Annotated in this window: 27 protein-coding genes; 15 read left to right on the top strand and 12 right to left on the bottom strand. The window is 64.1% G+C overall.

Going from position 1 to position 26,091, the window contains the following annotated elements; genetic code table 11:
• Positions 1–41: 41 nt before the first annotated feature.
• Genes K3172_RS13340 through K3172_RS13360 form a run of 5 tightly spaced genes read right to left on the bottom strand, consistent with a single transcriptional unit; the run spans position 42 to position 2,048 of the window.
• Positions 42–374 carry a hypothetical protein gene (locus tag K3172_RS13340; protein ID WP_221590802.1) on the bottom strand — a complete coding sequence of 111 codons (333 nt, stop codon included), beginning with the start codon at positions 372–374 and terminating at the stop codon, positions 42–44.
• Positions 365–739, bottom strand: coding sequence for a hypothetical protein (locus tag K3172_RS13345; RefSeq protein ID WP_221590804.1), 375 nt, complete (start codon positions 737–739; stop codon positions 365–367). The genes K3172_RS13340 and K3172_RS13345 overlap by 10 nt, the downstream gene beginning before the upstream one ends.
• Positions 736–1,137, bottom strand: a complete 402-nt coding sequence (locus K3172_RS13350) for a hypothetical protein (RefSeq protein WP_221590806.1) — start codon at positions 1,135–1,137, stop codon at positions 736–738. Before K3172_RS13350 ends, K3172_RS13345 begins: the two co-directional genes overlap by 4 nt.
• A complete protein-coding gene (locus tag K3172_RS13355) occupies positions 1,112–1,558 on the bottom strand; it encodes a hypothetical protein (protein ID WP_221590808.1) in 447 nt (148 codons plus the stop codon). The genes K3172_RS13350 and K3172_RS13355 overlap by 26 nt, the downstream gene beginning before the upstream one ends.
• Positions 1,545–2,048, bottom strand: a complete 504-nt coding sequence (locus K3172_RS13360) for a hypothetical protein (protein ID WP_221590810.1) — start codon at positions 2,046–2,048, stop codon at positions 1,545–1,547. The genes K3172_RS13355 and K3172_RS13360 overlap by 14 nt, the downstream gene beginning before the upstream one ends.
• A gap of 494 nt (positions 2,049–2,542) precedes the next feature.
• Between K3172_RS13360 and K3172_RS13365 the strand changes: the two genes are divergently transcribed.
• From K3172_RS13365 to K3172_RS13375, 3 genes are read left to right on the top strand one after another with little or no spacing between them, the layout of a single operon-like run.
• Positions 2,543–2,833, top strand: coding sequence for a hypothetical protein (locus K3172_RS13365; RefSeq protein ID WP_221590813.1), 291 nt, complete (start codon positions 2,543–2,545; stop codon positions 2,831–2,833).
• Positions 2,834–2,890: 57 nt separating this feature from the next.
• Positions 2,891–3,082 (top strand): hypothetical protein, encoded by a 192-nt coding sequence (locus tag K3172_RS13370; protein WP_221590815.1) that lies wholly within the window; start codon positions 2,891–2,893, stop codon positions 3,080–3,082.
• A gap of 14 nt (positions 3,083–3,096) precedes the next feature.
• Entirely contained in the window at positions 3,097–3,780 is a 684-nt protein-coding gene (locus tag K3172_RS13375) for a hypothetical protein (RefSeq protein WP_221590817.1), read from the top strand.
• A 466-nt stretch (positions 3,781–4,246) separates the two neighbouring features.
• On the opposite strand, the gene K3172_RS13380 is transcribed toward K3172_RS13375, so the two are convergent.
• The 5 genes from K3172_RS13380 to K3172_RS13400 form a co-directional block, all read right to left on the bottom strand.
• Complete coding sequence (locus tag K3172_RS13380) at positions 4,247–6,484, bottom strand: primase-helicase family protein (protein WP_221590819.1); 2,238 nt, start codon at positions 6,482–6,484, stop codon at positions 4,247–4,249.
• A gap of 259 nt (positions 6,485–6,743) precedes the next feature.
• Complete coding sequence (locus K3172_RS13385; protein ID WP_221590821.1) at positions 6,744–6,932, bottom strand: helix-turn-helix transcriptional regulator; 189 nt, start codon at positions 6,930–6,932, stop codon at positions 6,744–6,746.
• A 137-nt stretch (positions 6,933–7,069) separates the two neighbouring features.
• Positions 7,070–8,416: a tyrosine-type recombinase/integrase gene (locus tag K3172_RS13390; RefSeq protein ID WP_221590823.1), complete on the bottom strand. Its 1,347-nt coding sequence runs from the start codon at positions 8,414–8,416 to the stop codon at positions 7,070–7,072.
• Between the two features lie 276 nt (positions 8,417–8,692).
• A complete protein-coding gene (locus K3172_RS13395) occupies positions 8,693–8,953 on the bottom strand; it encodes a hypothetical protein (RefSeq protein ID WP_221590825.1) in 261 nt (86 codons plus the stop codon).
• A 52-nt stretch (positions 8,954–9,005) separates the two neighbouring features.
• The gene (locus tag K3172_RS13400; RefSeq protein WP_247718168.1) at positions 9,006–10,310 is read right to left on the bottom strand and encodes a sulfotransferase family protein; all 1,305 of its coding nucleotides are present in this window, start codon (positions 10,308–10,310) and stop codon (positions 9,006–9,008) included.
• Between the two features lie 139 nt (positions 10,311–10,449).
• On the opposite strand from K3172_RS13400, the gene serS reads away from it, so the two are divergent.
• Genes serS through K3172_RS13425 form a run of 4 tightly spaced genes read left to right on the top strand, consistent with a single transcriptional unit; the run spans position 10,450 to position 14,520 of the window.
• Positions 10,450–11,856, top strand: coding sequence for a serine--tRNA ligase (gene serS, locus K3172_RS15580; RefSeq protein WP_247718169.1), 1,407 nt, complete (start codon positions 10,450–10,452; stop codon positions 11,854–11,856).
• Entirely contained in the window at positions 11,856–12,620 is a 765-nt protein-coding gene (gene surE / locus K3172_RS13415; RefSeq protein ID WP_221590829.1) for a 5'/3'-nucleotidase SurE, read from the top strand. Before serS ends, surE begins: the two co-directional genes overlap by 1 nt.
• On the top strand, positions 12,617–13,396 hold the full coding sequence (locus K3172_RS13420; protein ID WP_221590831.1) for a M23 family metallopeptidase: 780 nt from the start codon (positions 12,617–12,619) through the stop codon (positions 13,394–13,396). Before surE ends, K3172_RS13420 begins: the two co-directional genes overlap by 4 nt.
• Complete coding sequence (locus K3172_RS13425; RefSeq protein ID WP_221590833.1) at positions 13,393–14,520, top strand: potassium channel family protein; 1,128 nt, start codon at positions 13,393–13,395, stop codon at positions 14,518–14,520. Before K3172_RS13420 ends, K3172_RS13425 begins: the two co-directional genes overlap by 4 nt.
• Here the strand turns inward: K3172_RS13425 and K3172_RS13430 are convergent, their stop codons facing one another.
• On the bottom strand, positions 14,521–14,886 hold the full coding sequence (locus K3172_RS13430) for a DUF1761 domain-containing protein (protein ID WP_221590835.1): 366 nt from the start codon (positions 14,884–14,886) through the stop codon (positions 14,521–14,523).
• Positions 14,874–15,377 (bottom strand): hypothetical protein, encoded by a 504-nt coding sequence (locus K3172_RS13435; RefSeq protein ID WP_221590837.1) that lies wholly within the window; start codon positions 15,375–15,377, stop codon positions 14,874–14,876. Before K3172_RS13435 ends, K3172_RS13430 begins: the two co-directional genes overlap by 13 nt.
• Before the next feature lie 65 nt (positions 15,378–15,442).
• Here K3172_RS13435 and rimO point away from each other — a divergent pair, with 65 nt between their 5' ends.
• The 8 genes from rimO (at position 15,443) to K3172_RS13475 (ending at position 26,087) form a co-directional block, all read left to right on the top strand.
• A complete protein-coding gene (gene rimO, locus K3172_RS13440; RefSeq protein WP_221590839.1) occupies positions 15,443–16,816 on the top strand; it encodes a 30S ribosomal protein S12 methylthiotransferase RimO in 1,374 nt (457 codons plus the stop codon).
• Positions 16,817–17,072: 256 nt separating this feature from the next.
• Positions 17,073–19,448 (top strand): EAL domain-containing protein, encoded by a 2,376-nt coding sequence (locus K3172_RS13445; protein ID WP_221590841.1) that lies wholly within the window; start codon positions 17,073–17,075, stop codon positions 19,446–19,448.
• Between the two features lie 209 nt (positions 19,449–19,657).
• Positions 19,658–20,455, top strand: coding sequence for a transglutaminase-like domain-containing protein (locus tag K3172_RS13450; RefSeq protein WP_221590843.1), 798 nt, complete (start codon positions 19,658–19,660; stop codon positions 20,453–20,455).
• 85 nt (positions 20,456–20,540) lie between these two features.
• Complete coding sequence (zwf, locus tag K3172_RS13455) at positions 20,541–21,983, top strand: glucose-6-phosphate dehydrogenase (protein WP_221590845.1); 1,443 nt, start codon at positions 20,541–20,543, stop codon at positions 21,981–21,983.
• Complete coding sequence (gene edd, locus K3172_RS13460) at positions 21,976–23,790, top strand: phosphogluconate dehydratase (protein WP_221590847.1); 1,815 nt, start codon at positions 21,976–21,978, stop codon at positions 23,788–23,790. The genes zwf and edd overlap by 8 nt, the downstream gene beginning before the upstream one ends.
• A gap of 2 nt (positions 23,791–23,792) precedes the next feature.
• A complete protein-coding gene (gene glk, locus K3172_RS13465; protein WP_221590849.1) occupies positions 23,793–24,764 on the top strand; it encodes a glucokinase in 972 nt (323 codons plus the stop codon).
• Positions 24,761–25,369 (top strand): bifunctional 4-hydroxy-2-oxoglutarate aldolase/2-dehydro-3-deoxy-phosphogluconate aldolase, encoded by a 609-nt coding sequence (gene eda, locus K3172_RS13470; protein ID WP_221590851.1) that lies wholly within the window; start codon positions 24,761–24,763, stop codon positions 25,367–25,369. The genes glk and eda overlap by 4 nt, the downstream gene beginning before the upstream one ends.
• A 73-nt stretch (positions 25,370–25,442) precedes the next feature.
• Positions 25,443–26,087: a L,D-transpeptidase family protein gene (locus tag K3172_RS13475; protein ID WP_221590853.1), complete on the top strand. Its 645-nt coding sequence runs from the start codon at positions 25,443–25,445 to the stop codon at positions 26,085–26,087.
• Positions 26,088–26,091: the final 4 nt, after the last annotated feature.

The raw sequence follows: 26,091 nt of genomic DNA on the forward strand, positions 1-26,091 counted from the left end.
GTCCCGGCGCTTGCGCCCCATGTGTGTCAGGCCCGCGTTGCTCACGCGACCTCGAGCATCGCCAACATTGTGCCGTAGGCCCGTCGCTGGCCCGCGTTCATCGTTTCGCGAACGAGATGCTGGTTGTCGGGCGAGCGGAACACGTCCACCCAGACCTCGCGCTCCCCGGGCTGCCGGATAAGCCCGAAGTACGCGCCAAGCTCCTCGACCGTCACGCCGTAGATGTTCGAGACGCGCCGGACGAGCTCGAGCGTGGGCCATTGGTCCTTCACTGTCGCGATGGCTGCGGAGAGCGCCACGGTGTGTGCCCTCCGGGTCCTTTCATCGAACCGGGCCACATAGTGGTCCAGGACCTGTTCCTCGGTCAGCTCCATTGGTCGCTTGCCTCATAGACCGCATCGGTGCGGGCCTTGCGGAAGGCGACCTCAGCCGAGCGCTCGGCACAGGCGAGCTCGATCAGCACCGGGTCGGTGCCGGAGTGGTCGAGGAGGGCCTTGCCGGGGGTGCAACCCTTCTCGAGGGCGATCTCCCCGGCGCGCACCATCATCGCGTCTGCGTACTCGGCCGCCTTGTAGAGCGGGGCGGCCTCGCCAGCGGCGATCTCGGCTGCGTTCTTGCGGATGGCGACCGAGGCGCTCTTCAGGATCACGGCGGTTGCGCCCTTCACGGCGGGCACGTCCACGGTCGAAATCTCGTTCACCGTCATATCGCGGACGATCATCTTCTTGGGCAGGGTCATTGTGCGGGTTCCTTTTCGGCGGGGAGAGATGACAGGTCATTCTCGACCTGCCGGGCTATCAGGGTGGCGATGGTCTGGGCCTTGGCCCGGGATTGGCGGGGCTGGTTCAGGTGGCGGAGGAGGTCCGGCGCAGACAGCTCCAGCTCGCCCAAGAGCGAGCCGCGAAACTGGTGCATCAACCGGGAGGCAGAATGCGCCTCAGAGCCGTAGCGCTGCCGATGCTCAGCGAGGAATGCCCGGTCGGCATCGAAGAGCGCGGTCATCGCTTCCCCGGCGGCCGCGATAGCGGACGAGAAGCGGGTCGCTGCCTCGGCCTTCTCTGCGGCGATCTCGCGCAGCCGGTCGGTGTGTCCGCCGTCCGGCTCCGGCGCGTCAGGCCGCTTGTTCCAAATTCCCATTGTCGTCTCCTTCCAATCCGGTGGTGGGGTTGCCCAAGGACGCACGCACCGATGCGATCACGTCGCGCGCCTCCTTCGGCTCGAAGCCCGCATGCTCGAGGTCTGCCCTTCGGGCGCTCCAGAATTGTTCATCGAATGCGGGCCGCTCGGCCTCGTCCCGGGCCTTCATCAGGACCCAGCGGTCATAGGTGCTGGTGGGCTCCCGCTCGCCCCGAATCAGCCGGTCCTCATGCCACAGGACGGCCAATTCGGGGGTCGCAGGCGCAGCCTCGCCCATCTCGTACAGGACCGAGATGCGCAAGGCGCGGCGCTCGGCCGGGGTCATCAGGCGATAGCCCACGGCGAACGCAAAATCATCGAGCGCGGTGTCCCGGTCCACCGGACCGAGCTCGAGCAGCCTGCGGGCTTCATCCCGCGTCATGGTCGATCACCCGGGCCGGAGCCGGAAGCTGCGGGCGGAGGTTGCTAGCCATCTGCAACGCGACCTTCGCCACGGCATCGCCTAGCACCCCGGCATCGACACTATGCGTCACTTGCTTGTTCACGGCGATGGCGTTGGTCTCGCGGTATGCAGGTAGCATCGCCCGGGCGCGAAGCTCGAGCAGGCGGTCCGAATACTTGCGGACGGTGCCGACAACCTTCTCACGGTATTTCCCGCCATATATCGGCTCTTCGACCCCCTCCTGCGCGCGGCGGTAAATCTCGGCTTCGATGCTGGCCTCTGCCGTCAGCAGGGCCTCGTCCCATTGCCGCGCGAACTCCGGGTCCCGCTCGCGTTCATCCTTGAAGGTCTGCACCGCACCGTAACGGGCCGATGCACGCGGACTGGCGGCCCTTGCCGCACGGACGAGGATGCCGTGGCGGGATAACTCGGCCAAAAAGGCCTGCTTGCGGCGGTCGGTCAACTTCATGGCCGGAAGGTAGCTGGCGCGGCCAACGGAACGAACGGCGAAGCATTGATGCCGTAGGAAATAATGAGGCTATTTTCCTCATCGGCATTGCAGCCACCGAACGGCGTTGCTATATGGCGGGAATGCGTAGGTCCAAACTGCGCGTAGAAATTGAAGCCAGCGGATGTGTCCAAAGCACCGCGAGCACTTGCACCACTCAAGCTCAGGGTGGCGTGATGTGCCGACATATCCTGAGCAATCAAAGGAGTAGTCAATGGCCAAAGAATTTCGTCGAGGCATGGATTGCTGATGAAAGGGAAGCACCACCAACAGTAATCCGATCCTCAACTGCCGCTTCTTAAAGGCGGCAATCATCATTCCGAGACAGTAGTTACTCGTCTCGGTGCAGAAGAGCCTTGTGGTAATATTGGACCATATCTTGGCGAAACTCGGAATGATGGAAGGGTAACTACTGGTCGCATAAGCTATGGTCCGCATCCCAAGAGGGAAGCGGAATGGCGAAGTTTAAGGTGTCCATCGGCGAGCCTTTCGCAATCGATGGCGTTGAGATTGAAGATGTCGATGCGGTTGAGCGTCTTGCCGCTATCGATGAACGTCGCGGCTTGTCGCGGGATCAGGCCCGGATCACCTATGGTGTTCTCGGGGCTATGATTGTGGCTGTGTCGCTGACAGCGTTCATTGGCTGGCATGACGGGAGCTACAACGAGTTGAATGCCGTCTGGAATAATGGCGGCATCTGGGTCGGATTGGTGTTGGGCCGCTACTTCAACTTCAAGAAGGATTGAAGGCGTCAGATGCCCAAAGGGCAAACAACATCAGATAGCACATCGAAGCGCATACAGATGGATATGCCGCCGCGATCCGTCGAGCGGCTGAAACGTCTGCAGGAAGTGACGGAGGCGGCGTCTTACGCTGAGGTCATGAAAAACGCACTGCGTCTGTACGAGGCCTTGATCGAAGAGGTCGAGGCCGGGAACGAGATCATGGTGAAGCGCGGGAAAGACACCGTTCCGCTGCTGATCTTCTCGGCCTAATTGCGAGCTCTGGTATGCTGGAAATGATAGCTGATGGAGCCATTGGGGTGGGCTACGCAATCGGTCATTGGATCTACGACTTCCAAACGCTCATTACCGGCGCTGCTGCCATCGGTGCAGCGTGGTACGCCGGAGCTCCAGTCTGGCGTCAGCTAAAGGACAGCAACCTTCAAACCCGCATCATGCATCGGGAAACGCTTGCTATCCGCCAGCGTGAAACCGAAGAGCGCGCCGCCCGTGTGGCGAAGGCAATAGATGGGCCGCTCTGGAGAGCCCAAGAACTAACTAGCGACCCTGCGGGTGAACCTCTCGAAGTTGGCGAGCACGACGCCTTTGGATTGGAGCAGATGATCGTCGGCGCCCTTAACTGGTATTTAGTCACGCTCGAAGGCACCGAGGATGCGCGAATTGAAGAGGCGAAGGCTGCCTTGAAGGCGGCGCTCAAAGACCTGACCGACACACTGGGCGACGTTCACCGGCCTGCGTCCAGCGACCAGCATGGCGAGGACTACTCGTTCACGGATGAAGAATGGGCCGAGATCGAGCAGAAGGCAGCGAAGAGCAAGGCACTGGCGACTGAGAAAGTCAGTGCAGCATGGAAGGCGAATCGGTCGCTCAAAGCAGCGCAGGAACAGGTGGTCGATGAACTGCGCCAACAGATAGCAGCTCTGGACCTGAGCATCGCCAAAAGCACCTAGGCGCTACCCTCGCCGCTACCCCCTTCTCAAATGGCCGTTGCGGCCCTTGGAAACGATGGAGTGACTGCAAACGGCCCGGCCCTCGCATAGGGTCAGGTCCGGTTCCGGTGGTGGCGATCTCGCTCGCGCCCGCGCGAAGGGACAACGCACCAAACGGCGGGCGGCGGCACTTTGCCCAGAGGAGCCATCGAACAGGCAGAACCGGAGGTCGGTTAGGTCGGTCACTGGGTCGGTTGCCCGAACAGCCAATATTTCAACAGCTTTACCGACTTAACCGACCTAACCGACTTAGAGAGAAGAATAATAGCGGAGGGGCCTTAGGCATGTCTATTTGGGCAGAGACTGGCCGCCGCTCCGCGCGGTTTTCTGGTCGGTAAAGTCGGCTAGGTCGGTTAACCCCACGGGCTTCGTGGGTTTTTCATCAAGAGGGGTCGGCGGGGATAAACCGCCCCCCGGTTCAAGTCGGTCAGTATGGGTCATTTTCGTCTGGCGCGGCGCTGCCGACACCCCAGCCCGGTGTCGGCTGCCATGCACCAGGGAACTCGATTTCATCCCACTTCCGCCGGATTTCTTCGAGTGGCGGCATCACCCACCCCCTCGGCCTCCGCCGACCATCCCTCATGCAGCCCAGATTATCGAGAAGCTCGCCCACCTCGTTCAGGGTCATGTCATCGCGCCGCGTCCGCTTCTGCGCATACTCAAGGAGCTCGCTGGTCGAGACAAAGACGTGACCACCACCGCAATCCCGCACCGCCTGAAGCTGCGGCAATTCGCCTGTTTTAAGCAGGTCGAAAAATACACCTTTGAACCCCGTCAGCGATGCGGCCTTCTGCTCATTCAATGCGGCAGTCTGCGGCACTCCCCGGCGCGGATGCCAGTTGCCGAGGTCCATCGCCAACAGGTCATACAGGAAGCCTTGCAGTCCCTCGCCGTTAATCTCATCGTACAGTGCGTCCCAGAATGCGCGGTTGCGTTCCTCATTCGGGTCGCCCGGCCGCGCGGCGAGGTGCGGCGAAACGTCGAAGATGGCGAAGCGGCGCTCGTCAGCCCCGGCCGGTACAACCCATCGCTCGTTCGATGCCATCATAACGTGCAGCCGGTTCTTCGCAGTGAACTTCCCCAGACCCTTCGGCTCGATCAGCAACGTAGGCTCGGTGATCATCACCTTGATCATCTGCTCTGCCTTCTTCTCGCCCGGCGCGACGGCCTCGTCAGCGAACAGCAGGATGCAATCGTGGAGGTGGTCGTTGAACTGGCCGTGGAGGTGCTGCGGATGCGTGACGCTCATCCCGTGCTGGCCAAAAATGCGGCGCATTGCGTGACCAAGTGTGCTCTTGCCCACACCGCGCTTGCCGCGAAAGACGAGAGCGACCTCGGCCGCCCGTTCGGGGTGCTGAACCGCGAAGGCCAGCCAGCGCATGATGTATTCGGCATACTCCGCATTGCCCCCGGCTAGGCCCTCGTGAATCAGGCGATGTAATAGGGGCCACGAGTGCGGCTCCGGCGTTACCGCTAGCCCTCGCCAAAGGTTGTACTCGTGCAATTCATCGGTGTTCTCGCCCGGCGCGAACACGATGGTCTCGTACTGGCGGCGCATCGGGTGTTTCAGCCACCAATCACCGGCCGGAACCATCTTCGGATTGTTATTGCCATCGGTGCCGCATTGGACCTTGAGGTTCATGTAGCGGTTCTTGAAGTCAGCGACGGTTTGATATTCGAGGCATTCGCGGCCTTCGTCGATCTCGCTCCGGCGCGGCGATGCGATGCGGAACTTGCCACCGATGCTGCCCACAGCGAAGTGCTTGCCATTCAGCTCGCGCAGCATCGGCTCCTCGACCTCGGCCCGCGCTCGCTCGATCTGGCGCTCAACGTAGGCGCGGGTCTGTTTTTGGGCGAGGGTGTGTGCCGAGATGCCGAGGTCCGGGTCCGCAATCACGGCGGCAATCTGCTCATCGGTGCAGCCAGCCCGGACCATCTCGCAGACGACAGCGAAGGTCACTTCTGAGCGGCTCGAGTACCTCAACGGGTCATCGGGGTCGTCACCCTGCACGATCAACATTCGGGTGCGCGGAGTTACGGCTGCGGGTAACGTGTCGAGGTCAATCGGGGCTGGAATGCCTTCGAGCTGTACCTTCGCCTGTCCGCTTGTCACGGACGCCTTCCTAGCTGACGCGGCGGTGAATTCTGCTACGCGATAGCGCTTTGGCAACTCGCCCTCGAGTGGAGAAACGAGCCGGGCGAGCCGGGGCTTGCGCCCGTCACCCTCCTTCCAGTTGATCGTGCCGGGTAAGCGAAGAACGCGGTCAACATTGTGGCAGCTATCCCCGCCAAGCACCGTCTCGAGATGCTGGTTGTAGAGCTCGGCATCCTCGGCTGCCGCTTCGTTCCCTCCGATGTACAGCGGGTCTTCGAACAACCAAATGCCCTGCATCCCTCCGCCACTGTCGATTTTCAGCGAAGGTGCGGGCTTGAAGTCGCGCAACTTGGTGGCGGCCGCCTCCCGCTCACGCGCATAATGCTGGACTTTCTCCGCCTCGGTGGCGTCGTTGGGTGGCTTCCTCGGGTCAATATCGACGTGGCCGCCGATCATCCACTTGGTGTCCCGCTTCTTCGCCTTCTTCGTAAGGTCGTGCGTGGGCGTGTTGAGCATGAAATAGATGTTGTAGCGCTCGACTAGATTGTGCCGCTGGATCCACTCGCCCATGCGCTGCTCATCGCCCGGGTAGAAGGTCGCTGTCTTTGTCGGTTCGTTTCTCCCACGGATAGCGGTCAAGACCCAAGGACCCTCCGAGCGAATAAGGCGCTGCGAAAGGATTGCCTCGGCAATGCTCGGGCGGAGCTCCCCGTCCTCAACGCTTCGGCCTTCGTCCCCGGCTCCGGGGGCACTATAGTCACTCACGGAAAGTCTCCCTTTCCACCCTGTGAATCGGCCGTCGCTCTTGGTCAGAGCGGCGGCCCTTCGTTTAGGCGGCCAGCTTCTCTTCGAGCCACGCGATCACCTCGGACCGCATCCACACGACGCGATTGCTTCCGATGCGCTTTTGCTTGGGAAACTCGCCCTTCTTGACCATCGCGTAGATGGTCGATTGGGAAAGGGTGGTCAGCTCGATTACACCTCCGATGTCGAGGACAAGCTGATTGTCAGTACTCATCTTCCTATCTCCTCGCTTCGGTTCCGAACGGAAGCGAGGACCTATAGAAAGCCCGACTCAGGCTAAGTCGAGAACAGAGTTTTGAGAATTAAATTGGATGATTCATTTATCCCCGGTGTGCGAAACTGTCCCCGGTGCTAAATGGACTTCGCCCATAGCTTGCCCCACGTCTCCAGCGCGGCGCGCTTCTCGTCCAGATAGCTGTAGCGGTTGTACGTCCCGGCGACACCGGCAACGACATGGCCGAGAACCCGCTCGATATGTTCCTGGGCCACGCCAAGACGCGCCATGTGCGTCGCAACGGACCGGCGAATGTCGTGCAGCGTCCACGGCTCCATCGGCTCGATCTCGGCCTTCTTCGCCTTCTTGGCAATCTTCACGTCCAGCCGCGCCTTCGCCTTCGAGAAACCGCTGAACGGCCGCTCGCCCCCGGTCGTGCTGAAGATGAACTCCCCGCCGTTCCACTTGGGCAGGGCCTCGACCAATGCCCAAGCCGGGGCGGACAGCGGGAACACGTGAGGCCGCTTGGTCTTGTAGCTGGCCGCCGGTATCTCGACCGCGCGCTGTTCCTTCTGAATCCATCCCCGCTCAAGCCCCGCGATCTCGGAGCGCCGTTGTCCAGTGAGAATGAGCAGGCGGATCATGTCGCCAAAGGGATGGCCCGCCTCCCCGGCCGCGTCCCATATCTGCCGCAATTCCTCGACCGTGAGCACCCGTTCACGCGAAACGTAACCGAGCTCGGGCCGCTGCATCCCGGCGAGCGGGTTGGCGGCGATCAATCCCCGGTCCGCTGCCCAGTTGAACATCCGGGTCAGGTGCTTGCGCACCTCCCGGGCGATGGGTGCGCCGCTCTCCTCGATCACCTCGTCCAGCATTTCGTGCGCCTCTGCCCGAGTGATCGTCTCGATCAGGCGGCCCTGCCACTTCGGAGCGACGTGGTCAGCGAGCAATCGCTCGGCTGGACAGCGACCAACCTTGCGGGGTTTCGGCTCGTCCTCGGTCCCGGCTCCGGCCTTCTCTACATCGGCCTTGGCGAGCTCCTCCTGCGCCTTCGCCCAACGGCCGTCCTTCGTGTTGGGCTTGGCGTACAATTCAACGAAACGGTCGAGCACGACCTCGAAGGTGCGCGTCTGCCGTTGTTCGACCTCTTCGGCTTTCACGGCGGCCGGATCGATGCCATCGTCTGCCTGCTCCAGTGCCGCCCGGGCTTTCGTCCGGGCTTCGGCCAGCGACACCTTGGGGTAGGCCCCGAGGCTCAACCGCTTCATGTCCCCGCGCTTTCCGTCCGGCTGGACGACACGGTAGAGCATGGACCAGCTCTTCTTGCCGCTCTTGCCCACGCGGACGCGAAGCTCGCGCACGATGTCGTCCGCGATTTCGGAGCGGGTGCCTGCCTTAGCCGTCAGCGCCTCGAGCCGCTTCTCCGTGAGCCGCTCCCTGCCGCGCTTCTCTTTCACCGTGGGCGTATCTGCCGCCGTTGCCATGCCTCAAACTCCTTTCAGGGGTAGCGCTAGGGTAGCGCGGGACCCGGTTTGGGCAGGAACACTTCGGAACCGCCCGGAGCCGATTTAGCTGTAAAGCACCAGATTTCCTAATGTTTTTCGGAACCGCTCATAACTCGGCGGAAAGGGTATCTTGTCCTTCACACGGGTGGGGTCGCAGGTTCAATCCCTGCCGCGCCCACCATTAATACATCGCAGACACAACAAAAAAGGCCGCCCCGAAGGACGGCCTCTTTCATTGTTCGCTTGTGGCCGGTCTCAGGCGGCTTTTGCGCTCGTCGTCGCAGGAGCGGTCGAGGTCGCGGGCGGGGTCTGGTCCGCCGTCTTGTCCGCACGCTTATCGAGCATTTTCTTCGCGACATAGCCGCCGGCGCCGATGGCGATCATCGCGGGCAGGCTCATGCGCCGCAGGACCGTCGTGGCCAAGACCCCCAGTGCCGCACCGGTTGCGCCGCCCACGCCACTGGTTTGCTTGGCGATTTTATCGCCCACGAATGCTCCGATTACCTTGCCGATCATATGAAATCTCCTTTGACCCCATAACGGACGAACGCCCGCCGCGTTCCGGCGATCACCTTCGGGTCAGGCGCCTGCCGGATTCGCCGTCCGTACGATCGACCGCCACGCCGTAAGTCTCTACGTAGTCCGAAAATCGTTCGCCGACCTCGTCGTCGGTGAGTCCGAATTCTTCGAGGCTGTAGCGGTGCGGCTTGCGTTTGAGATCTGCCGAACGGTCCAGATACCGCCGCATCCCGGGAAGTGCGGGTTCGATCTCGAACTCGAGGAAACGATAAACTCGCTGCATCGTGCCGCGCCAATCGCTGTCCATGTCGTCATAGTGGATGTCGATCATCCGCTCGCGCGGGATTTTGGCGCGCGCCTCGCGCATCCGCTCGATCATGGTCGCAGTCTTATCCAGCCAGAACTGTCCGGTGCGAGCGGGGTCGACATCGTCGGAATAGATGATCGTCTGGTTCCATGCGAGCGAAGCCGCGCTGCCCACCACCCGCGTGGGATCGCGATGGGTGAAGATCAGGCGGGCATCGGGAAACACCTCCAGCAAGGCCGGCAGGTCGAGCATATGCTGCGGGGTCTTGAGGATCCACGGCTTCAGCGAACTTTCCTGCTGCGACCAGCCGATCAGGCGCAGGAGATCGGCCATGTAGCGGTAGGCCGGCACCGCGCTCTCGCCGAGGCACCACTGGGCGTAGGACGGCACGTGCCACTGCGCATCGTGCTTCATGCTCCACATGCTGGCGACGAGCAGGCCGAGTTCTTCCTCCGGCTCGTAAGGACCGGTCGGGTGGATCGACAGCGTCCGCGGATTGGCCAGCCGCGCGACCTTCATGATCCGGCCTGCAAGGGTCGGGCGGAAATCTTCCTCCTCGCCGGCGAGCACTCCCTCGAAATCGGGTCTCGGCACGGGGCTGATCGTCTCGAAACTGCGCATATGGGCGAAGCGCTTGTCGCTCGCGAGCAGGCGGTGGAGGCGCGTGGTGCCCGAGCGCATCGGGCCGACGATCACGACCGGGCGGCGGATGGGCCGCGCGAGGATTTCGGGATGCCGCTTGAACCACCTCTGCGCGTAGAGCCGGTTTTCGAGCAGGTAGGCGAATTGCTGCATGGCGGAAAAATCGCCGGCGGCATTGAGCTTCGCCTCATGTTTTACACTGTCGAGCAGGACCTCAAACGGGCGTTCGAACCAGGGATCCCCGAAGTCGTCGAGACCGGTGTTCGTGACTGCCTGCTCCAACATGTAGTCCTTGTCGAGCCGCGCTGGCGCGATCGCACCGAGCGCACGTCCCGCGCGGATGACCTTGTCCGCTATGTCGATGAAGCGCGTGCGGCGCGGTGGCTCGATTGGCTGTCCTTGCAAGTTTGATTGCCTTTCAGACTGTTGCAATTGTCCCTGAACGCGCGTCCCGAAGAGAGGTGCCCGCTCTAGCAGAGGGTTCGCGCCTCCCCGTGCACTGCCCTCTGGCCAAGCGCGCGGGGACAAGGCATAGCGCGCCGCCATGCACGATATCGCCTTTATCCGCGCCAATCCCGAAGCCTTCGACGACGCGCTGAAGCGCCGCGGGGCCGAGCCTGCCGCCGCACGGATCGTCGAGCTGGATGCCCGGAAAAGGGCCGCCACAACGCGCGTACAAGAGATTCAATCGCGCCGGAACGAGGCCTCGAAGGCGATCGGCCAGGCGATGGGCCAGGGCGACAAGGACAAGGCCGGGGCCCTGAAGGCCGAAGTCGCCGAATTGAAAACCGCGATGCCCGAATGGGAAGAGGCGGAGCGGACCGCCTCAGCCGAACTGGAGGACATGCTCGCCCGACTGCCGAACATGCCGGCGGATGATGTGCCCGATGGTGCCGATGAAGAGGACAATGTCGAAGTCCACCAGTGGGGCGAGAAGCGTGACTTCGATTTCGAGCCGAAGGAACATGCCGACATCGGCCCGGCGCTGGGGATGGAATTCGAGACCGGCGCCAAGCTGTCCGGCGCGCGCTTCACCTTCCTGCGCGGCGATATCGCCCGCCTCCATCGCGCGCTGGCGCAGTTCATGCTCGACAAGCAGACGCGCGAGAACGGCTACACCGAATGCAACCCCCCGGTGCTGGTCAACGACGAAGCGATGTACGGCACCGACAAGCTGCCCAAATTCGCCGAGGACAGCTTTCAAACCTCACGAAACATGACATTCCTCGACTTTGTCATGCAACGCTATGGCCCATCCAAACCCAATCAAAGCGCGCGATCAGTCATCATTGAGACGATCGAGGCGCATGATGAATGGGTTGCGCCACCAGAAAAACGCGAACGTCTCTGGCTGGTCCCCACCTCCGAAGTCCCGCTCACCTATTCGGTCGCGGGCGATATCCTGCCCGATCTTGCCGAGCCGATCCGCCTCACCGCGCATACGTTGTGCTTCCGCTCCGAAGCGGGATCGGCGGGCCGCGACACGCGCGGGTTCATCCGCCAGCACCAGTTCGAGAAGGTCGAATTGGTCAGCATCTGCCGCCCCGAGGACAGCGAGGCCGAGCACGAGCGCATGACCAAATGCGCCGAGGGCATCCTCGAAGCGCTGGAACTGCCCTATCGCCGCGTGCTGCTGTGCACCGGCGACATGGGCTTCGGCGCGCGCAAGACCTTCGACCTCGAGGTATGGCTGCCCGGACAGGGCGCCTATCGGGAGATCTCGTCCTGCTCCAACACCGGCGACTTCCAGGCGCGGCGCATGAAAGCGCGCTACCGCACCGAGGACGGCAAGACCGCCTTCGTCCACACGCTCAACGGATCCGGCCTCGCGGTCGGGCGTACGCTGGTGGCGGTGATGGAGAATTACCAGCAGGCCGACGGCAGCGTCACCGTCCCGCAATGCCTCGCCCCCTACATGGGCGGTGTAACCAGACTGGAGCCGCAAGCCTGATGCGCATCCTCCTCACCAATGACGACGGTATCCGCGCCCCTGGGCTGGAAGTGCTGGAGGCGATCGCGCGCCAGTTCAGCGACGATATCTGGATCTGCGCCCCGGACGAGGAACAGTCGGGCATGGGCCATGCGCTCACCCTCACCCGCCCCGTGCGCCTGCGCCAGCATGACGAGCGGCGTTTCTCGGTCACCGGCACGCCGACCGATGCGGTGACGATGGGCCTGCGCAGGGTCGTTCCTGCAGCGCCGGACCTCATCCTGTCGGGAGTAAACCGCGGCGCGAACCTGGCCGACGACATCACCTATTCGGGCACCGTTTCCGCCGCCATCGAGGGGGCGCTTGCGGGCGTGCGCTCGATCGCGCTGAGCCAGGTCTATGCCAAGGAAGGCGCCGGCAACGACGTGTCGTTCGATGCGGCGGTCGAATGGGGCGCCAAGGTACTCGCCCCGCTGCTCGAAACGCCGCTGCCGAAACGCACGCTGGTCAACGTCAATTTCCCGCCCCGTCCGGCATCCGACGTGAAGGGCATCCGGGTCGTGCGGCAGGGTTTCCACGATTATTCAAGGGGTACCGTGGTCGAAGGGCGTGACCCGCGCGGCTTCAAGTATTACTGGTTCGGCCTCGAAGCGATCGAGCACACGCTCGATCACGGGACGGATCTGGAAGCGATCGACGAGGGTTACGTGTCGGTGACACCGCTGCAACTGGACCTGACGCACCATGCCTCGCTCGGCAATCTGGCGGAGCGCTACGGCGGATGAAGCGCATCGCGCTCGCCCTTTCGGCCCTGCTGCTGGTGGCGGCGGGCGACCCTGCAACGGAGACGGAGCACACGGTCACCGAGGGCGAGACGCTGGGCGGGATCGCCAATCGTGCCGGCGTAGCCCCGGGCGTGATTGCTGCGGCCAACGGTCTCGTCGAACCCTATGCGGTCAGGGTCGGGCAGGTGCTCGTCATCCCGCGCCAGCGCACGCACACGGTGAAGGCTGGGGAAACCGGCTTTGCCATCGCGATGGATTACGGGGTGCCGTTCGAACTGGTCGCGGTGGCCAACGGGCTCGAGCCGCCCTACGCGATCCGGGTCGGCCAGAAGCTCATCATCCCGGCCTATTCGGACCGCGAGGTGCCCGTCGCGCCGGTGCGCGACACGCCCTACTTCCGCCCGCCGCATGACGGGGTGCAATTGCTCGGCTTCCAGCGCCGGCCCGACGGCACCGGGCACGAGGGCATCGACTATGCGGTGAAGCCGGGCGACATGGTGCGCGCGGCGGCCAGCGGTCGGGTGGTCTACGCGCAGACGGACAGCGGCCGGTTCGGCCCGCTCGTGGTGCTCGATCACGGCAATGGCTGGCGCACCCGCTACGGCCATCTCGCGCGCGTCACGGTCAAGCTGGGTGACATGGTCAAGGCGGGCGAGCGCGTCGGCATCGCCGGACAGGGCGGAAACGCAACCCGGCCCGAACTGCATTTCGACATCCTCAAGGACAATGTCCCCGTCGATCCGGCGGGCAAGCTGTCCGGAGGGTCCGGCAAATGAGCCGGAAGGATCGCCAGGTCGACACGATCACACCGTCGCAGGCGCCCAAGAGAGTTTATCGCGGGCCGCGCTTCCAGCCGCTGCGCCGGGCGGTGAAGATCCCGGTGTGGGGCGATCTCGGCATCAGGCTCGGGCTTGCGCTGGCCCTGGTCGGCATCGTGGTGATGATCCACTGGTGGGACCGCGAGGGTCTGGTCGACAATCTCGATGGCGAAATCAGCTTTCTCGACGTTGTCTATTTCACGATGATTTCGATCACCACCACCGGCTTCGGCGACATCGCACCGATTTCGGACCGGGCGCGGCTCGTCGAAGCGGTGATCGTGACGCCGATCCGCTTCGCCGTATTTTTCATTTTCGTCGGCACGGCGTACAATTTCATCATCAAGCGCAGCTGGGAGAAATGGCGCATGGCCCGCATCCAGGAACAGCTTTCCAACCATATCGTGGTGCTCGGCTACGGCATCTCCGGCTCCGAAGCGGTGTCCGAGCTGATCGAGCGCGGCACCGATCCGTCGAGCATCGTCGTGATCGACCCGAGCGAGGAGCGGTTGCTCGATGCCGAAGCACTGGGCTGCAACGTGATGGCGGGCGACGCGACGCGCGACACGACGCTCAAGGCAGTGCGGATTGCCGAAGCGCAGAACGTGCTCGTCTCCGCCGGGCGCGACGATACGACGATCCTCATCACGCTCACCGTGCGCGCGCTCGCGCCCCACGTGCCGATCAGCGCCGTGGTCCGCGCCGACGACAACGAATCGCTCGCGCGGCAGGCGGGGGCGAACAACGTCATCAACCCGGTGCGCTTCACCGGCCTGTTGCTCGCTGGCAGCGCCAAGGGCGAGCACATCGCCGACTACCTCGCAGATCTCGCCTCGGTCTCGGGCAGGGTCCAGCTTGTCGAGCGCAGGATTACCGAGGAAGAATGCGGCTGCGGGATTTCGGAACTGCGCAGCGGCGGCCGGGGCCTGCGCGTTTACCGCGACGGGAAGGCGCTCGGCTTCTGGGAAGACGAATGCCAGCGTTTGCAGCCGGGCGACATCGTGGTCGAGATCGTCCCGACCGTCAGCGGCACCTCGAAAGGCGACGGCCATTTGCACGACGACCTCAAGGAAGACGCCTGATCAGGCGATCCAGAAGGCTGCGCCCATCGCCAGATAGGCCGCCAGCCAATAGCCCCAATCGTAGAGCGCAGTGCGGATCGACGCCTCGCGCCGCACCGCGGTGATAAACAGCGCCGGCCCGATGAAGGTCAGCGCGAGGCCGCCCGACATCATGAAATAGAGCCAGGGTTTGGCATCGAGCGTCGCCGTGCCCACGCGCGCGAACATGTGGCCGAGCATGGTCGCGCTCGCGAACAGGAGCACGGCTGCGAAGCCGTGCAGCGCGAGGTTTCCCTGCGGCGTCGCCCGTCTGCCGTAGAAGGCGACGCCGAGCGCGGCGGCCAGAGCCCATGCGAGGGCAACCGCAAGCCAGTCTACCGGTCCCATTGCAGCTCCATCGCCTCGCCTTCCGGCGTGGCTTTCCATTTGTCACCGAGGTCAGCCAGCTGCCGCCGGATCGCCGCCAGCTGGGCGGAGTCCAGCGCGAGCGGCGGGACATGGCTGGCCGCCCAGCCTGCCCTCGCCATCGCCATAAGTCCTTCGTCGTCGTTCCCGCCGCTCCAGCTTTCGGCCTCGAAACATTCGACCAGCCGTTCCGCCTGCAGCAGTTCGACAAGTCCATCGTCGGGCACGTCCGCCCGCTTGGCGCTGGCATGGCCGCTGGCCTTGGCCCGCTCCTGGATCAGCTCAGGCTCCTCGCCTGCCGCGACGCTGCCCCAGAAGCCGCGCGTCAGGCCGAGCGTATCCTCGACGCAGAAGTGGACGAGATCGTGCGAAATTGCGCCTTTTTGCGGGATCGTGGCCCGCGCAGTGCTGCCGTCCGCGCGCTCGATCGCGAGATGCTCGGTGCGGCCGATGCGGGAGATCGCGATGCGCATTGGTTGCCGGTAGCATGCGCGGCCGATTTCAGGTAGGGCGCGCGCGAATTCACGGACATCGGTACATGAGCACCCCCACCACCTCGATCCCCGACCAGAAGAAGGTCGGCATGGTTTCCCTCGGCTGCCCCAAGGCGCTGGTCGATTCCGAACGCATCCTCACGCGGCTGCGCGCCGACGGTTACGCGATGAGCGCCGACTATGCGGGCGCCGACGTGGTGCTGGTGAACACCTGCGGTTTTCTCGATTCCGCCAAGGAAGAAAGCCTCGCCGCGATCGGGGAGGCGATTGCCGAGAATGGCCGCGTGATCGTGACCGGCTGCATGGGCGAGGAAGCCGACGCTATCCGTGCCGCGCACCCCAGCGTGCTCGCGGTCACCGGCGCGCACCAGTACGAAGCGGTGGTGGAAGCGGTGCACGAGCATGCGCCGCCTTCGCAAGGCCCCTTCATCGACCTGATCCCGCAGCCCGACGTCAAGCTGACGCCGCGCCATTACAGCTATCTGAAGATTTCGGAAGGCTGCAACCACTCCTGCGCCTTCTGCATCATCCCCGACCTGCGCGGGAAGCTCGCCAGCCGGCGGATCGACGCGGTGCTGCGCGAAGCGGAAAAGCTGGTCGCCGCGGGCACGAAGGAACTGCTGGTGATCAGCCAGGACACGTCGGCCTATGGCGTCGACACGCGCCACGAGGCGAAGCCGTGGAAGGGCCGCGAGGTCCGCGCGCACATGACCGACCTCGCGCGCGAGCTGGGCCAGCTCGATATCGGTGGCGGCACGCCTCCATGGGTGCGGCTGCATTACGTCTATCCCTATCCGCATGTCGACGCGGTCATCCCGCTGATGGCCGAGGGACTGCTGACGCCTTATCTCGACATCCCGTTCCAGCACGCGAGCCCCAAGGTGCTGCGCGCGATGAAACGGCCCGCGAATGAAGCCAAGGTGCTCGAACGGCTCAAGGGCTGGCGCGAGATCTGCCCCGAGATCGCCATCCGCTCGAGCTTCGTGGTCGGCTTCCCCGGCGAGACCGAAGAGGATTTCCGCTACCTGCTCGACTGGCTCGAAGAGGCACAACTCGACCGCGTGGGCGCGTTCCGCTTCGAACCCGTCGAAGGCGCGCAGGCCAATGCCCTGCCCGATCCCGTCCCCGAAGAGGTGAAGGAAGAACGCTACGCGCGGATCATGGAAGTGACCGAGCGGATCAGCGCCGCCAAGCTCGCCGCCAAGGTCGGCAAGACGATTGCCGTCATCATCGACGAGGTCGGCGAGGCGGACGAGGACGGCGATATCGGGGCGACCGGCCGCAGCCAGGCGGATGCGCCGGAAATCGACGGCGCGGTCTACCTGCGCCAGGTTCCGGGCGATCTCGAACCCGGCGATATCGTAACTGTCTCGATCGAGGACAGTGATGCGCACGACCTTTTCGGCGTAATCGCGTAAGATTCTTGCGCCGGAAACGCATGGACTGCGCGTTTACCATAGAGCTTAGCTGTCGCCTCGCCTCCTGAAAACGGCGGAAATGCGGGCTTTTCGAAGCCGACAGGGCGGGGCCAAAGGCGCTGCGCGGGTCATTTCGGAAAGGCTAAACGCTAAAGCGCATTTAACCATCGCATCCCAAGCATATCCAAGGCTCCGCCACCGTTCCCGACGCCGCGTCAAAGGTTTCTTAAACTTAAGGAGCCCATAAGCATGCACGATGGACACGAAACGCGCCTTCGCTACGACGCGCCAGTTCCTGCCGAAATTGTGGCAGGGGCTGGGCGGGCGCGTGGCCGAACGACTCCGTCACCTCATTTTCGCAACCCTCTTCGCCCTCGGCATGATCGCGGTGTTCCTGCTGGAACCGATCGACCAGTTCCTGTGGCTGTTCCAATCTAAGATCGCCGGCCAGAAGCCGTCAGGCGACATCGTCTATGTCGTGTCCGACGAGATCATCGACGACCCTAACCTAGCCCACCGCAGGCTCGACCTGGCGAAGGCGCTCGACGAGCTCGACCGACGCGGTGTCGGCAAGGTCTATGTCGACATCGTGTTCGACGAACCATCCGAACAGCAATTCGACCAGCCGCTTGCGCAGGCCATCGAGCGACTCGGGCCCCGCATCGCCCTCGCAGATCAGATGGTTCTCGACGCGAACGACAAGCAGCGGTTTTTGCGAACAGACCCCGCGATCAGCGGAACGGCAACCCGTGTCGTGGCCGACAGGAGGGATTCGAACTATTTCGGAATTGCCTGGATTGCCCAATACGGATTTAGGGTCGACGGCAAGCCCGTTCCATCACTCGGTGCAGCGCTGGGCGGTGTCACTGATGCCCATTCGGGCAACTTCCAGATCGACTACGGCTTCGCTGCCCGTGAAATCGCAACCTATCCATTTTCGAGGCTCAGCCAAGGCGCGATGGGGAACTCGCATCCCCTTGCCAACTCGGTCGATTTTGCGGGCAAGACGGTGGTCATCGGCTACGATCGCCAGACATCCGGTTCCAGCATCACGATCCCCAACAGCGTCAATGCACCGTCGAGCTACGTCTCTATTTACGCCGGTGAAACACTCAAGAGCGGCCGCGTCGGCTTCCTGAGCTCGCTCCAGGTGATCGCGATCATGGGATGCCTGATGGCCTGCCTGATCATTCTGGCCCCGGCCCGTCGGCGCCGCTGGATCGGTTATGCGGCGATTGTCGGCTTCCTGCCGGTCATGCTGGTCCTTGCAGCCCGCATGGGTGTCCGTGTGGAAGCATCCTATGCCATCGGCCTGTTCACGGTCTATGCACTGTTCCGCTCGCGCGCCCGCTGGAAACGCTGGGTCGCCCTCGTCAACCAGGATACGGGCTTGCCGACGCTGAAGGCGCTCGAAGCTCGCCTGATGCGGGAGCACTACACGTCGGGCCATGTGGTCGTGGCCAAGGTCCACAATTACGAACGGATCCTGAAGACCCTGCGGGCCGAGGATCGCACCACCTACCTTCTGAAGCTCATCGACCGGCTGCGCGCCGCCGATCCCAATCTCGCCGTTTTCAGCGAGGGCCATTATGTCGCCTGGCATTCGCCGATGGAGGATAGCGGTGCGCTGACCGAACATCTCGCCGGCCTGAGGGCGATCTTCGCCGCGCCGGTGTCGGTGGCCGACACCTCGATCGACGTCGGCATCACCTTCGGCATGGCCGCGCTGGAGGGAGATTCCCATCGCCGCGTGCCCGCCGCCATCGCCGCAGCGGAGGAAACGACCGAGGCGCACGACCCGATCAAGCTGGCGGAAAGCAGCGCGCAGTCGGACCTGCTGTGGGATATTTCGCTGCGCGCCCGCATCGACGAGGCGATGGATGCGGGCGAGATCTATTGCGTCTACCAGCCCAAGATCCACACCGGCACGGGCGACCTTGCAGGCGTGGAGGCGCTCGTTCGCTGGCACGATCCGGCAAAAGGGTTCATCGAGCCGATGCATTTCGTCCAGCAGTGCGAAAAGGCCGGACGCATGGAGCACCTGACCCGCTACGTGCTGCAGAGCGCCTGTTCGGCCGGTCAGCTGCTGCACTTCCGGGGTACGCAGATCACCATGTCGGTCAATATCTCGGCCACCCTGCTGGGCGACATGCGGGTGGTCGGCCTCGTCCGCAACGCCTTGCAGGCGACGCGCTTCGATCCGCGCTTCCTCGTGCTCGAGATCACCGAGACGTCGCGCATTGCCGATATGCAGACGGCTGCAACAATTCTCGAAGAATTGAGCGCTCTTGGCGTAAAGCTATCGATCGACGACTTCGGCGTCGGCGCCGCAAATTTCGAAACGTTTTTCAGCCTGCCCTTCGACGAGCTGAAAATCGACCGGCTGTTCGTGTCGAATATTACGACCGATCCCAAGGCACGGGCGATCGTTTCTAGCATCGTGGAAATGGGACACCAGGCGCGAATCACTGTGGTGGCAGAGGGCGTCGAGACCTTGCGAGAGGCTGAAATCCTTAACGAAATCGGCTGCGACGAGCTCCAGGGTTACGCTTTTTCAAGGCCGATTTCGCTATCCAAGCTTATGGAATACAAAGGGAATCACGACAAACGCCAGGCGGCAAACATGGTTTAGACTTTACAAACAAGGATGGTTAATGACATGTCACTCCTGCACCAACAGGAGGTACGCACATGTGGAACATCTGGAAGTGGTTCTTCAGCGGCGATTAATCGCTTCGTGAACCCGAATATTAAGGGCCCCCTAGCGGGGCCCTTTTCACGTCCGGGACAAATGCGCCGCAGACCTGAAACGATGCCGGGCCGTCAGCGTTGGAATTGACGATGCCTGTAACGATCGAAACCCGCTTCGCCTTCACGCTCGACCAGCCGACCGATTGCCTCCTCCAGTTCGAGGCGGCGGCGCTGCCCGAGCAGCAGATCCTGTCGGCGGATATGCAGTTGTCGGACACATTGCATTTCGCACGCGTGGCGGCGGAGGACGAGATCGGAGAACGTATCTGGATCCGTGCCACCGGCGATTTCGAGGTCGGCTACAGGGCCTCTGTCGCGCTCGATCGCCAGCTAGCCGACCTCGGCACGCTTGCCGCCCTGCCGCCGCACGAAATGCCGGGCGAGGCCGTGCATTACCTGCTCGACAGCCGCTATTGTCCGGCCGACCAGTTCCAGCCCTTCGTCGAGGCCGAATTCGGGGGAACATCGGGCGGCGCACGGGTTGCCGCGATCCGCGACTGGCTGGCCGAAAACTTCACCTATACGCCCGGCTCCTCGGGCCCGGAAACCGGCGCCGCCGACAGCTTCATTTCCCGCCACGGCGTGTGCCGCGACTATGCCCATGTGCTCGTCACCATGGCGCGGGCGAGCACGATTCCGGCCCGTTACGTGTCCTGCTACGCGCCAGGCGTGACCCCGCAGGATTTCCACGCGGTCGCCGAGGTTTTTCTTGCCGATCCGACCATAGAAGGCGGCGGCACCTGGCAGTTGGTCGATGCAACCGGCATGGCCAACCCGACCGATACGGTGAAGATCGGTGTGGGGCGCGACGCGGCCGACGTCAGCTTCCTGACAAGCTTCGGTCCGAGCAATTTTCGCTCCAGCAGTGTCAGGGTCGTGCAAGAATAGGAATGCAGCCCACTGGCACTACCCCAGCCGCGCTGGTAACCGCTTGCGACAAGAGAGGGAGAACTATGACAGCGAGGCTTGTCGCATGAGTTTCACGGCCGATCGTCTGGTCCTGTTCGGGGCCACGGGAGACCTCGCGCAGCGCATGCTCCTGCCCTCGCTGTGCGCACTCGACGCAGACGGCCTGCTGCACGCAGACCTCAAGATCGTCGGGACGGCGCGCTCCGAACTCTCGACCGAGGAATATCGGGACTTTGCCCGCGAGGCGCTGGAAAAATTCCTGCCCGACAACCGGCGTGGCGGCATGGCCGACTTTCTCAACCGCCTGCATTACGTACCGCTCGATGCGACGACGCTCGAAGGCTACGATCGGCTCGCGCAAGAAGTCGGCGCCTACGAAGGTGGCCTCGCCATTTTCCTGTCGACCGCACCCAGTCTGTTCGAAGCGACGATCGGCGGGCTGAAGCACGCCGGCCTGACCGAAGGTAACGTGCGCATCGGGCTGGAAAAGCCGCTCGGTACCGATCTCGGATCGAGCTGCGAAATCAACGATGCCGTGGCGCGGGCCTTCCCCGAAGACCGCATCTTCCGGATCGACCATTATCTCGGCAAGGAAACGGTCCAGAACCTCCTCGCCCTGCGCTTCGCCAACCTGCTGTTCGAGCCGGTCTGGAACTCCAAATACATCGACCATGTGCAGATCACCGTGGCGGAAACGGTAGGCCTCGAATCGCGCGTCGCCTATTACGACGACAGCGGGGCGCTGCGCGACATGGTGCAGAACCACATGCTGCAGCTGCTCGCGCTGGTCGCGATGGAGCCGCCCACCAGCTTCGATTCCACCGCCGTGCGCGACGAGAAGGTAAAGGTCCTGCGGGCACTCCGCAGCGTCGCGAAGGACGAGACTGTGACCGGCCAGTACCGCGCGGGTGCCATCAATGGCGCGGCGGTGCCCGGCTATGACGAGGAACTGGGCAAGGACAGCGACACCGAAACCTTCGTCGCGATCAAGGCGCATGTCGACAACTGGCGCTGGAAGGGCGTGCCCTTCTACCTGCGCACCGGCAAGCGCCTGCCCGAACGCGTGACCGAAATCGTCGTCCAGTTCCGCTGCATTCCGCATTCGATCTTCGAAGGCCGTGGCGCGACCACCCAGCCCAACCGGCTAGTGATCGGCATCCAGCCCGAAGAGAACATCCAGCTGACGATGATGGCCAAGGTACCCGGGCTCGACCGCGAGGGCCTGCGCCTGCGCCCGGTCCCGCTCGACATCGCCATGCCGGACGCATTTTCCGGCACGGTGCGGCGCATCGCCTACGAACGCCTGCTGCTCGACCTGATCGAAGGCGACCAGACGCTCTTCGTCCGCCGCGACGAGGTCGAGGCGCAATGGGAATGGATCGATGCGATCCGCGAGCTCTGGCACCAGGCCGAAATCAAGCCCCGGACCTACAGCGCCGGAACATGGGGGCCCAGCGCCGCCATCGCGCTCGCCGAACGAGACGGAGTGAGCTGGCACGATGAGTAAGCCTCTCAACGATACCATCCACCGCGTCACCGAGCGCGTGATCGCGAATTCCAGGGCCAGCCGGTCGGACTATCTCGACCTGATGGACCGCGAGGCCGACGGGCAGGTCAACCGCCACGTGCTGTCCTGCTCCAACCTCGCCCACGCCTTCGCCGGCGCGGAAGATGACCAGGAGGCGATCCGCGCCGCGCGCGGGCCGAACATCGGCGTGGTCACCGCCTATAACGACATGCTCTCTGCCCACCAGCCCTACTACCGCTATCCGGAGCGGATGAAGATCTGGGCGCGCGAAGTCGGCGCGACGGTGCAGGTTGCGGGCGGAACGCCGGCGATGTGCGACGGGGTGACGCAGGGCCAGGCGGGCATGGAGCTTTCGCTGTTCAGTCGCGACACGATTGCGCTCTCGACCATCGTCGCGCTGAGTCATGCGATGTATGATGGGATCGCGCTGCTCGGCATTTGCGACAAGATCGTGCCCGGCCTGTTGATGGGAGCGCTGCGTTTCGGCCATTTGCCGGCGATCTTCGTGCCGTCCGGACCGATGGGCACCGGCATCTCGAACAAGGAAAAGCAGCGCACGCGCCAGCTCTATGCCGAAGGCAAGGCGACGCGCGACGAGCTGCTGGCGAGCGAGATGGGCAGCTACCACTCGCCCGGCACCTGCACCTTCTACGGCACCGCCAATTCCAACCAGATGATGATGGAGATGATGGGGCTCCACGTCCCCGGCGCGGCCTTCGTCCCGCCGGGCGCCAAGCTGCGGCAGGAGCTGAGCCGCGCGGCGACCCATCGGATCGCGGGCATCGGCAAGGACAGCGGCGATTTCCGCCCGCTCGGACGGGTGGTGGACGAGAAGGCGATCGTCAATGCCGCTATCGGCCTGCTCGCAACCGGCGGCTCGACCAATCACGCGATCCACATCCCCGCGATGGCCCGCGCGGCGGGGATCATATTCGACTGGACCGACCTCGCCGAGCTCTCGCGCGCCGTACCGCTGGTGGCGCGCGTCTATCCCAATGGCTCGGGCGACGTTAACCATTTTCACGAGGCTGGCGGCATGGGCTATGTCATCGGCACGCTGCTCGACGAGGGGCTCGCACACGCCGACATCATGACCGTGTGGGACGGCGGGTTCGAAGCCTACAGCATGGAACCCGGCATGGACGGCGACGCGCTGACCTGGCGCGATCCGGGCCCGAGCGGCGATGCCGAAATGCTCCGTCCCGCCTCCGATCCGTTCCAGGCCGATGGGGGCATGCGGCTGGTCGAAGGCAATCTCGGCCGCGCCTGTTTCAAGTCCTCTGCCGTCGAGCGCGAACGCTGGACCGTCGAGGCGCCGTGCCGCGTGTTCGAAGACCAGCATTCGGTCAACGAGGCTTTCAGCCGCGGCGAGCTCGACAAGGACGTCGTGGTTGTCGTCCGCTTCCAGGGACCGCGCGCCAACGGCATGCCCGAATTGCACAAGCTCACCCCCGCGCTGGGCGTGTTGCAGGACCGCGGCTACCGCGTGGCACTGGTCACCGACGGCCGCATGTCGGGCGCCTCGGGCAAGGTCCCGGCCGCGATCCATTGCACGCCAGAGGCGCTGGGCGGCGGCCCTCTGTCGCGCCTGCGCGACGGTGACATTGTCAGGGTCTGCGCCGAGACCGGCGAGCTCAGCACGCCGACTGACCTCGATGCGCGCGAGCCCGCGCCCGAGCCCAAGCCCGACATGGGGATGGGCCGCGAGCTCTTCGCCATGTTCCGCGCAAATGCGGACGGCGCCGAACAGGGAGCGTCCTCGATGATGGCGATGGCGGGACTGTGAGCATGGACCTGGTCAGCGTCGATATCGGCGGCACCCACGCCCGTTTCTCCATCGCGACCGTCGCCGACGACGGTACGATCACGCTCGACGAGCCCGAGACGATCCACACCAAGGACCACGCGAGTTTCCAGACCGCGTGGGAAGATTTCCGCGAACGCAAGGGCGGCAGCCTGCCGCCGCGCGTGTCGATGGCGATCGCGGGCCCGGTTGGTGGCGAGGTGATCCGTTTCACCAACAACCCGTGGATCATTCGCCCCGCGCTGGTGCAGGAAAAGCTTGGTGTCGAGCAATACTGCATCGTCAACGATTTCGAGGCGGTGGCGCATGCGGTCGCGCGGGTGAGCGAGGACCAGTTCATCCACCTGACCGGCCCCGACAAGCCGCTCTCGCCCACCGGTCGCCTGAGCGTGCTCGGTCCCGGCACCGGCCTCGGCGTGGCGCATCTCTATCGCGAGCCCGACGGCACCTACCGCGTCTCCGCCACCGAGGGCGGCCATATCGACTTCGCCCCGCTCGACCAGATCGACGACGCGATCCTTGCGCGGCTGCGCAAGCGGCACACGCGCGTCTCGGTCGAACGAGTCGTCGCTGGCCCTGCGATTTCGGATATCTACCAGACGCTCGCCGCGATGGAGGGCAAGCCGGTCGCCGAAGAGGACGATGTCGCCATCTGGACCCGCGGGCAGGAAGGCAGCGACAGCCTCGCCGCCGCCGCGGTCGACCGCTTCTGCATGTCGCTCGGCAGCGTGGCGGGCGATATCGCTCTGGCACAGGGCGGCTTCGGCGGCGTCGTGATCGCCGGGGGCCTTGGTTACCGGATCCGCGAAACGCTGGTGAAGTCGGGCTTTGCAGAACGCTTCAAGGCCAAGGGCCGCTTCCAGGAACTCATGGCGAGCATTCCGGTCAAACTCATCACCCACCCGCAGCCCGGCCTGTTCGGCGCGGCAGCAGCCTTCGTTAGGGAACACGCATGAGCATTTCCGACATCATGCAGACCGCGCCGGTGATCCCGGTCATCGTAGTGGACGAGGTCGAGCATGCCGTGCCGCTCGCGCGAGCGCTCGTTGCCGGCGGGCTCCGCGTGCTCGAAGTCACGCTGCGCACCCCTGCCGCGCTCGACGCGATCCGGGCGATGAAGACCGTCAAGGGCGCGATCGTCGGCGCAGGCACTGTCACCAACCAGAAGGAGCTGGCCGCCGCGATCGACGCGGGCAGCGAGTTCATCGTTTCGCCGGGCCTCACCGAACCGCTCGGCAAGGCGGCGATCCGCGAAGGCATCCCCTTCCTGCCCGGCATCGCCAATGCGGGCGACATCATGCGCGGGCTCGACATGGGCCTGACGCATTTCAAGTTCTTCCCCGCGATGGCTGCGGGCGGGCTCCCGGCGCTGAAGGCGCTCGCCGCGCCCTTCGGCCAGTGCCGTTTCTGCCCCACGGGCGGCATCACGCTGGAGAATGCACCCGAATGGCTCGCCTTCGATCCGGTGCTCTGCGTCGGCGGCAGCTGGGTCGCCCCGCGCGGGCCGGTGGACGAAGCGGCGGTCGAGAAGCTCGCCCGCGAAGCCTTTACCCTCGCGTAAAAGCTTGTGTCCGCGCGGGACGGATCCTGCGCGGAGACTGGAAAATCCCTGCGGATCAGACCATAACCGCTGCATGGATTCGGCGTTCAAATGGATTGGCGGACTGACGCTCCTGGTGGTCGCCGTGCTGGCCGGGGTGGCGTTCAACGGCTCGCTAGAGGCTGAAAGGCCTGCCGAACAGGCGCAGTCTGCACCCGCTCCCAAGCTTGAACCCATGGGTGCGATCGCTGCCAAGGCGCTGGCCGATTACGACCGGCTCTACACCGTGCGCCGCGTTCTGCCGATCAAGGGTCCGATCAAGTATGGTGAATGGCACTGGGACGACGAGGGCGTGCCCGATGGCCCGCTGCTCATCACCGTCGACCTCCAGGCGCGGGTGATCTCTGTTTTCCGCGGCGGCTACGAAATCGGCGCGGCGGCGGTCATGCTCGGGACGGACGAGCATCCGACGCCGCTCGGCAAGTTCCCGATCCTGACCAAGGAACGCCACAACGTCTCGGAAAAATACGGCAATGCCCCGATGCCCTGGACGCTGCGCCTGACTTGGGACGGCATCGCCATCCATGGCGGGTCCGAGGTCGAGAACGGCTATGCCAGCCACGGCTGCGTCGGCATTCCCGACGAACTCGCCTCGCGCCTGTTCGCCATCGCGAAGACCGGCGACATGGTGGTGATCACCGATGGCGAGAAGCTCAGCCTCGGCGATAGCATAGTCTGAGGCG

The sequence above is a fragment of the Qipengyuania proteolytica genome (genome assembly GCF_019711565.1).
GTDB classification, from domain to species: domain Bacteria; phylum Pseudomonadota; class Alphaproteobacteria; order Sphingomonadales; family Sphingomonadaceae; genus Qipengyuania; species Qipengyuania proteolytica.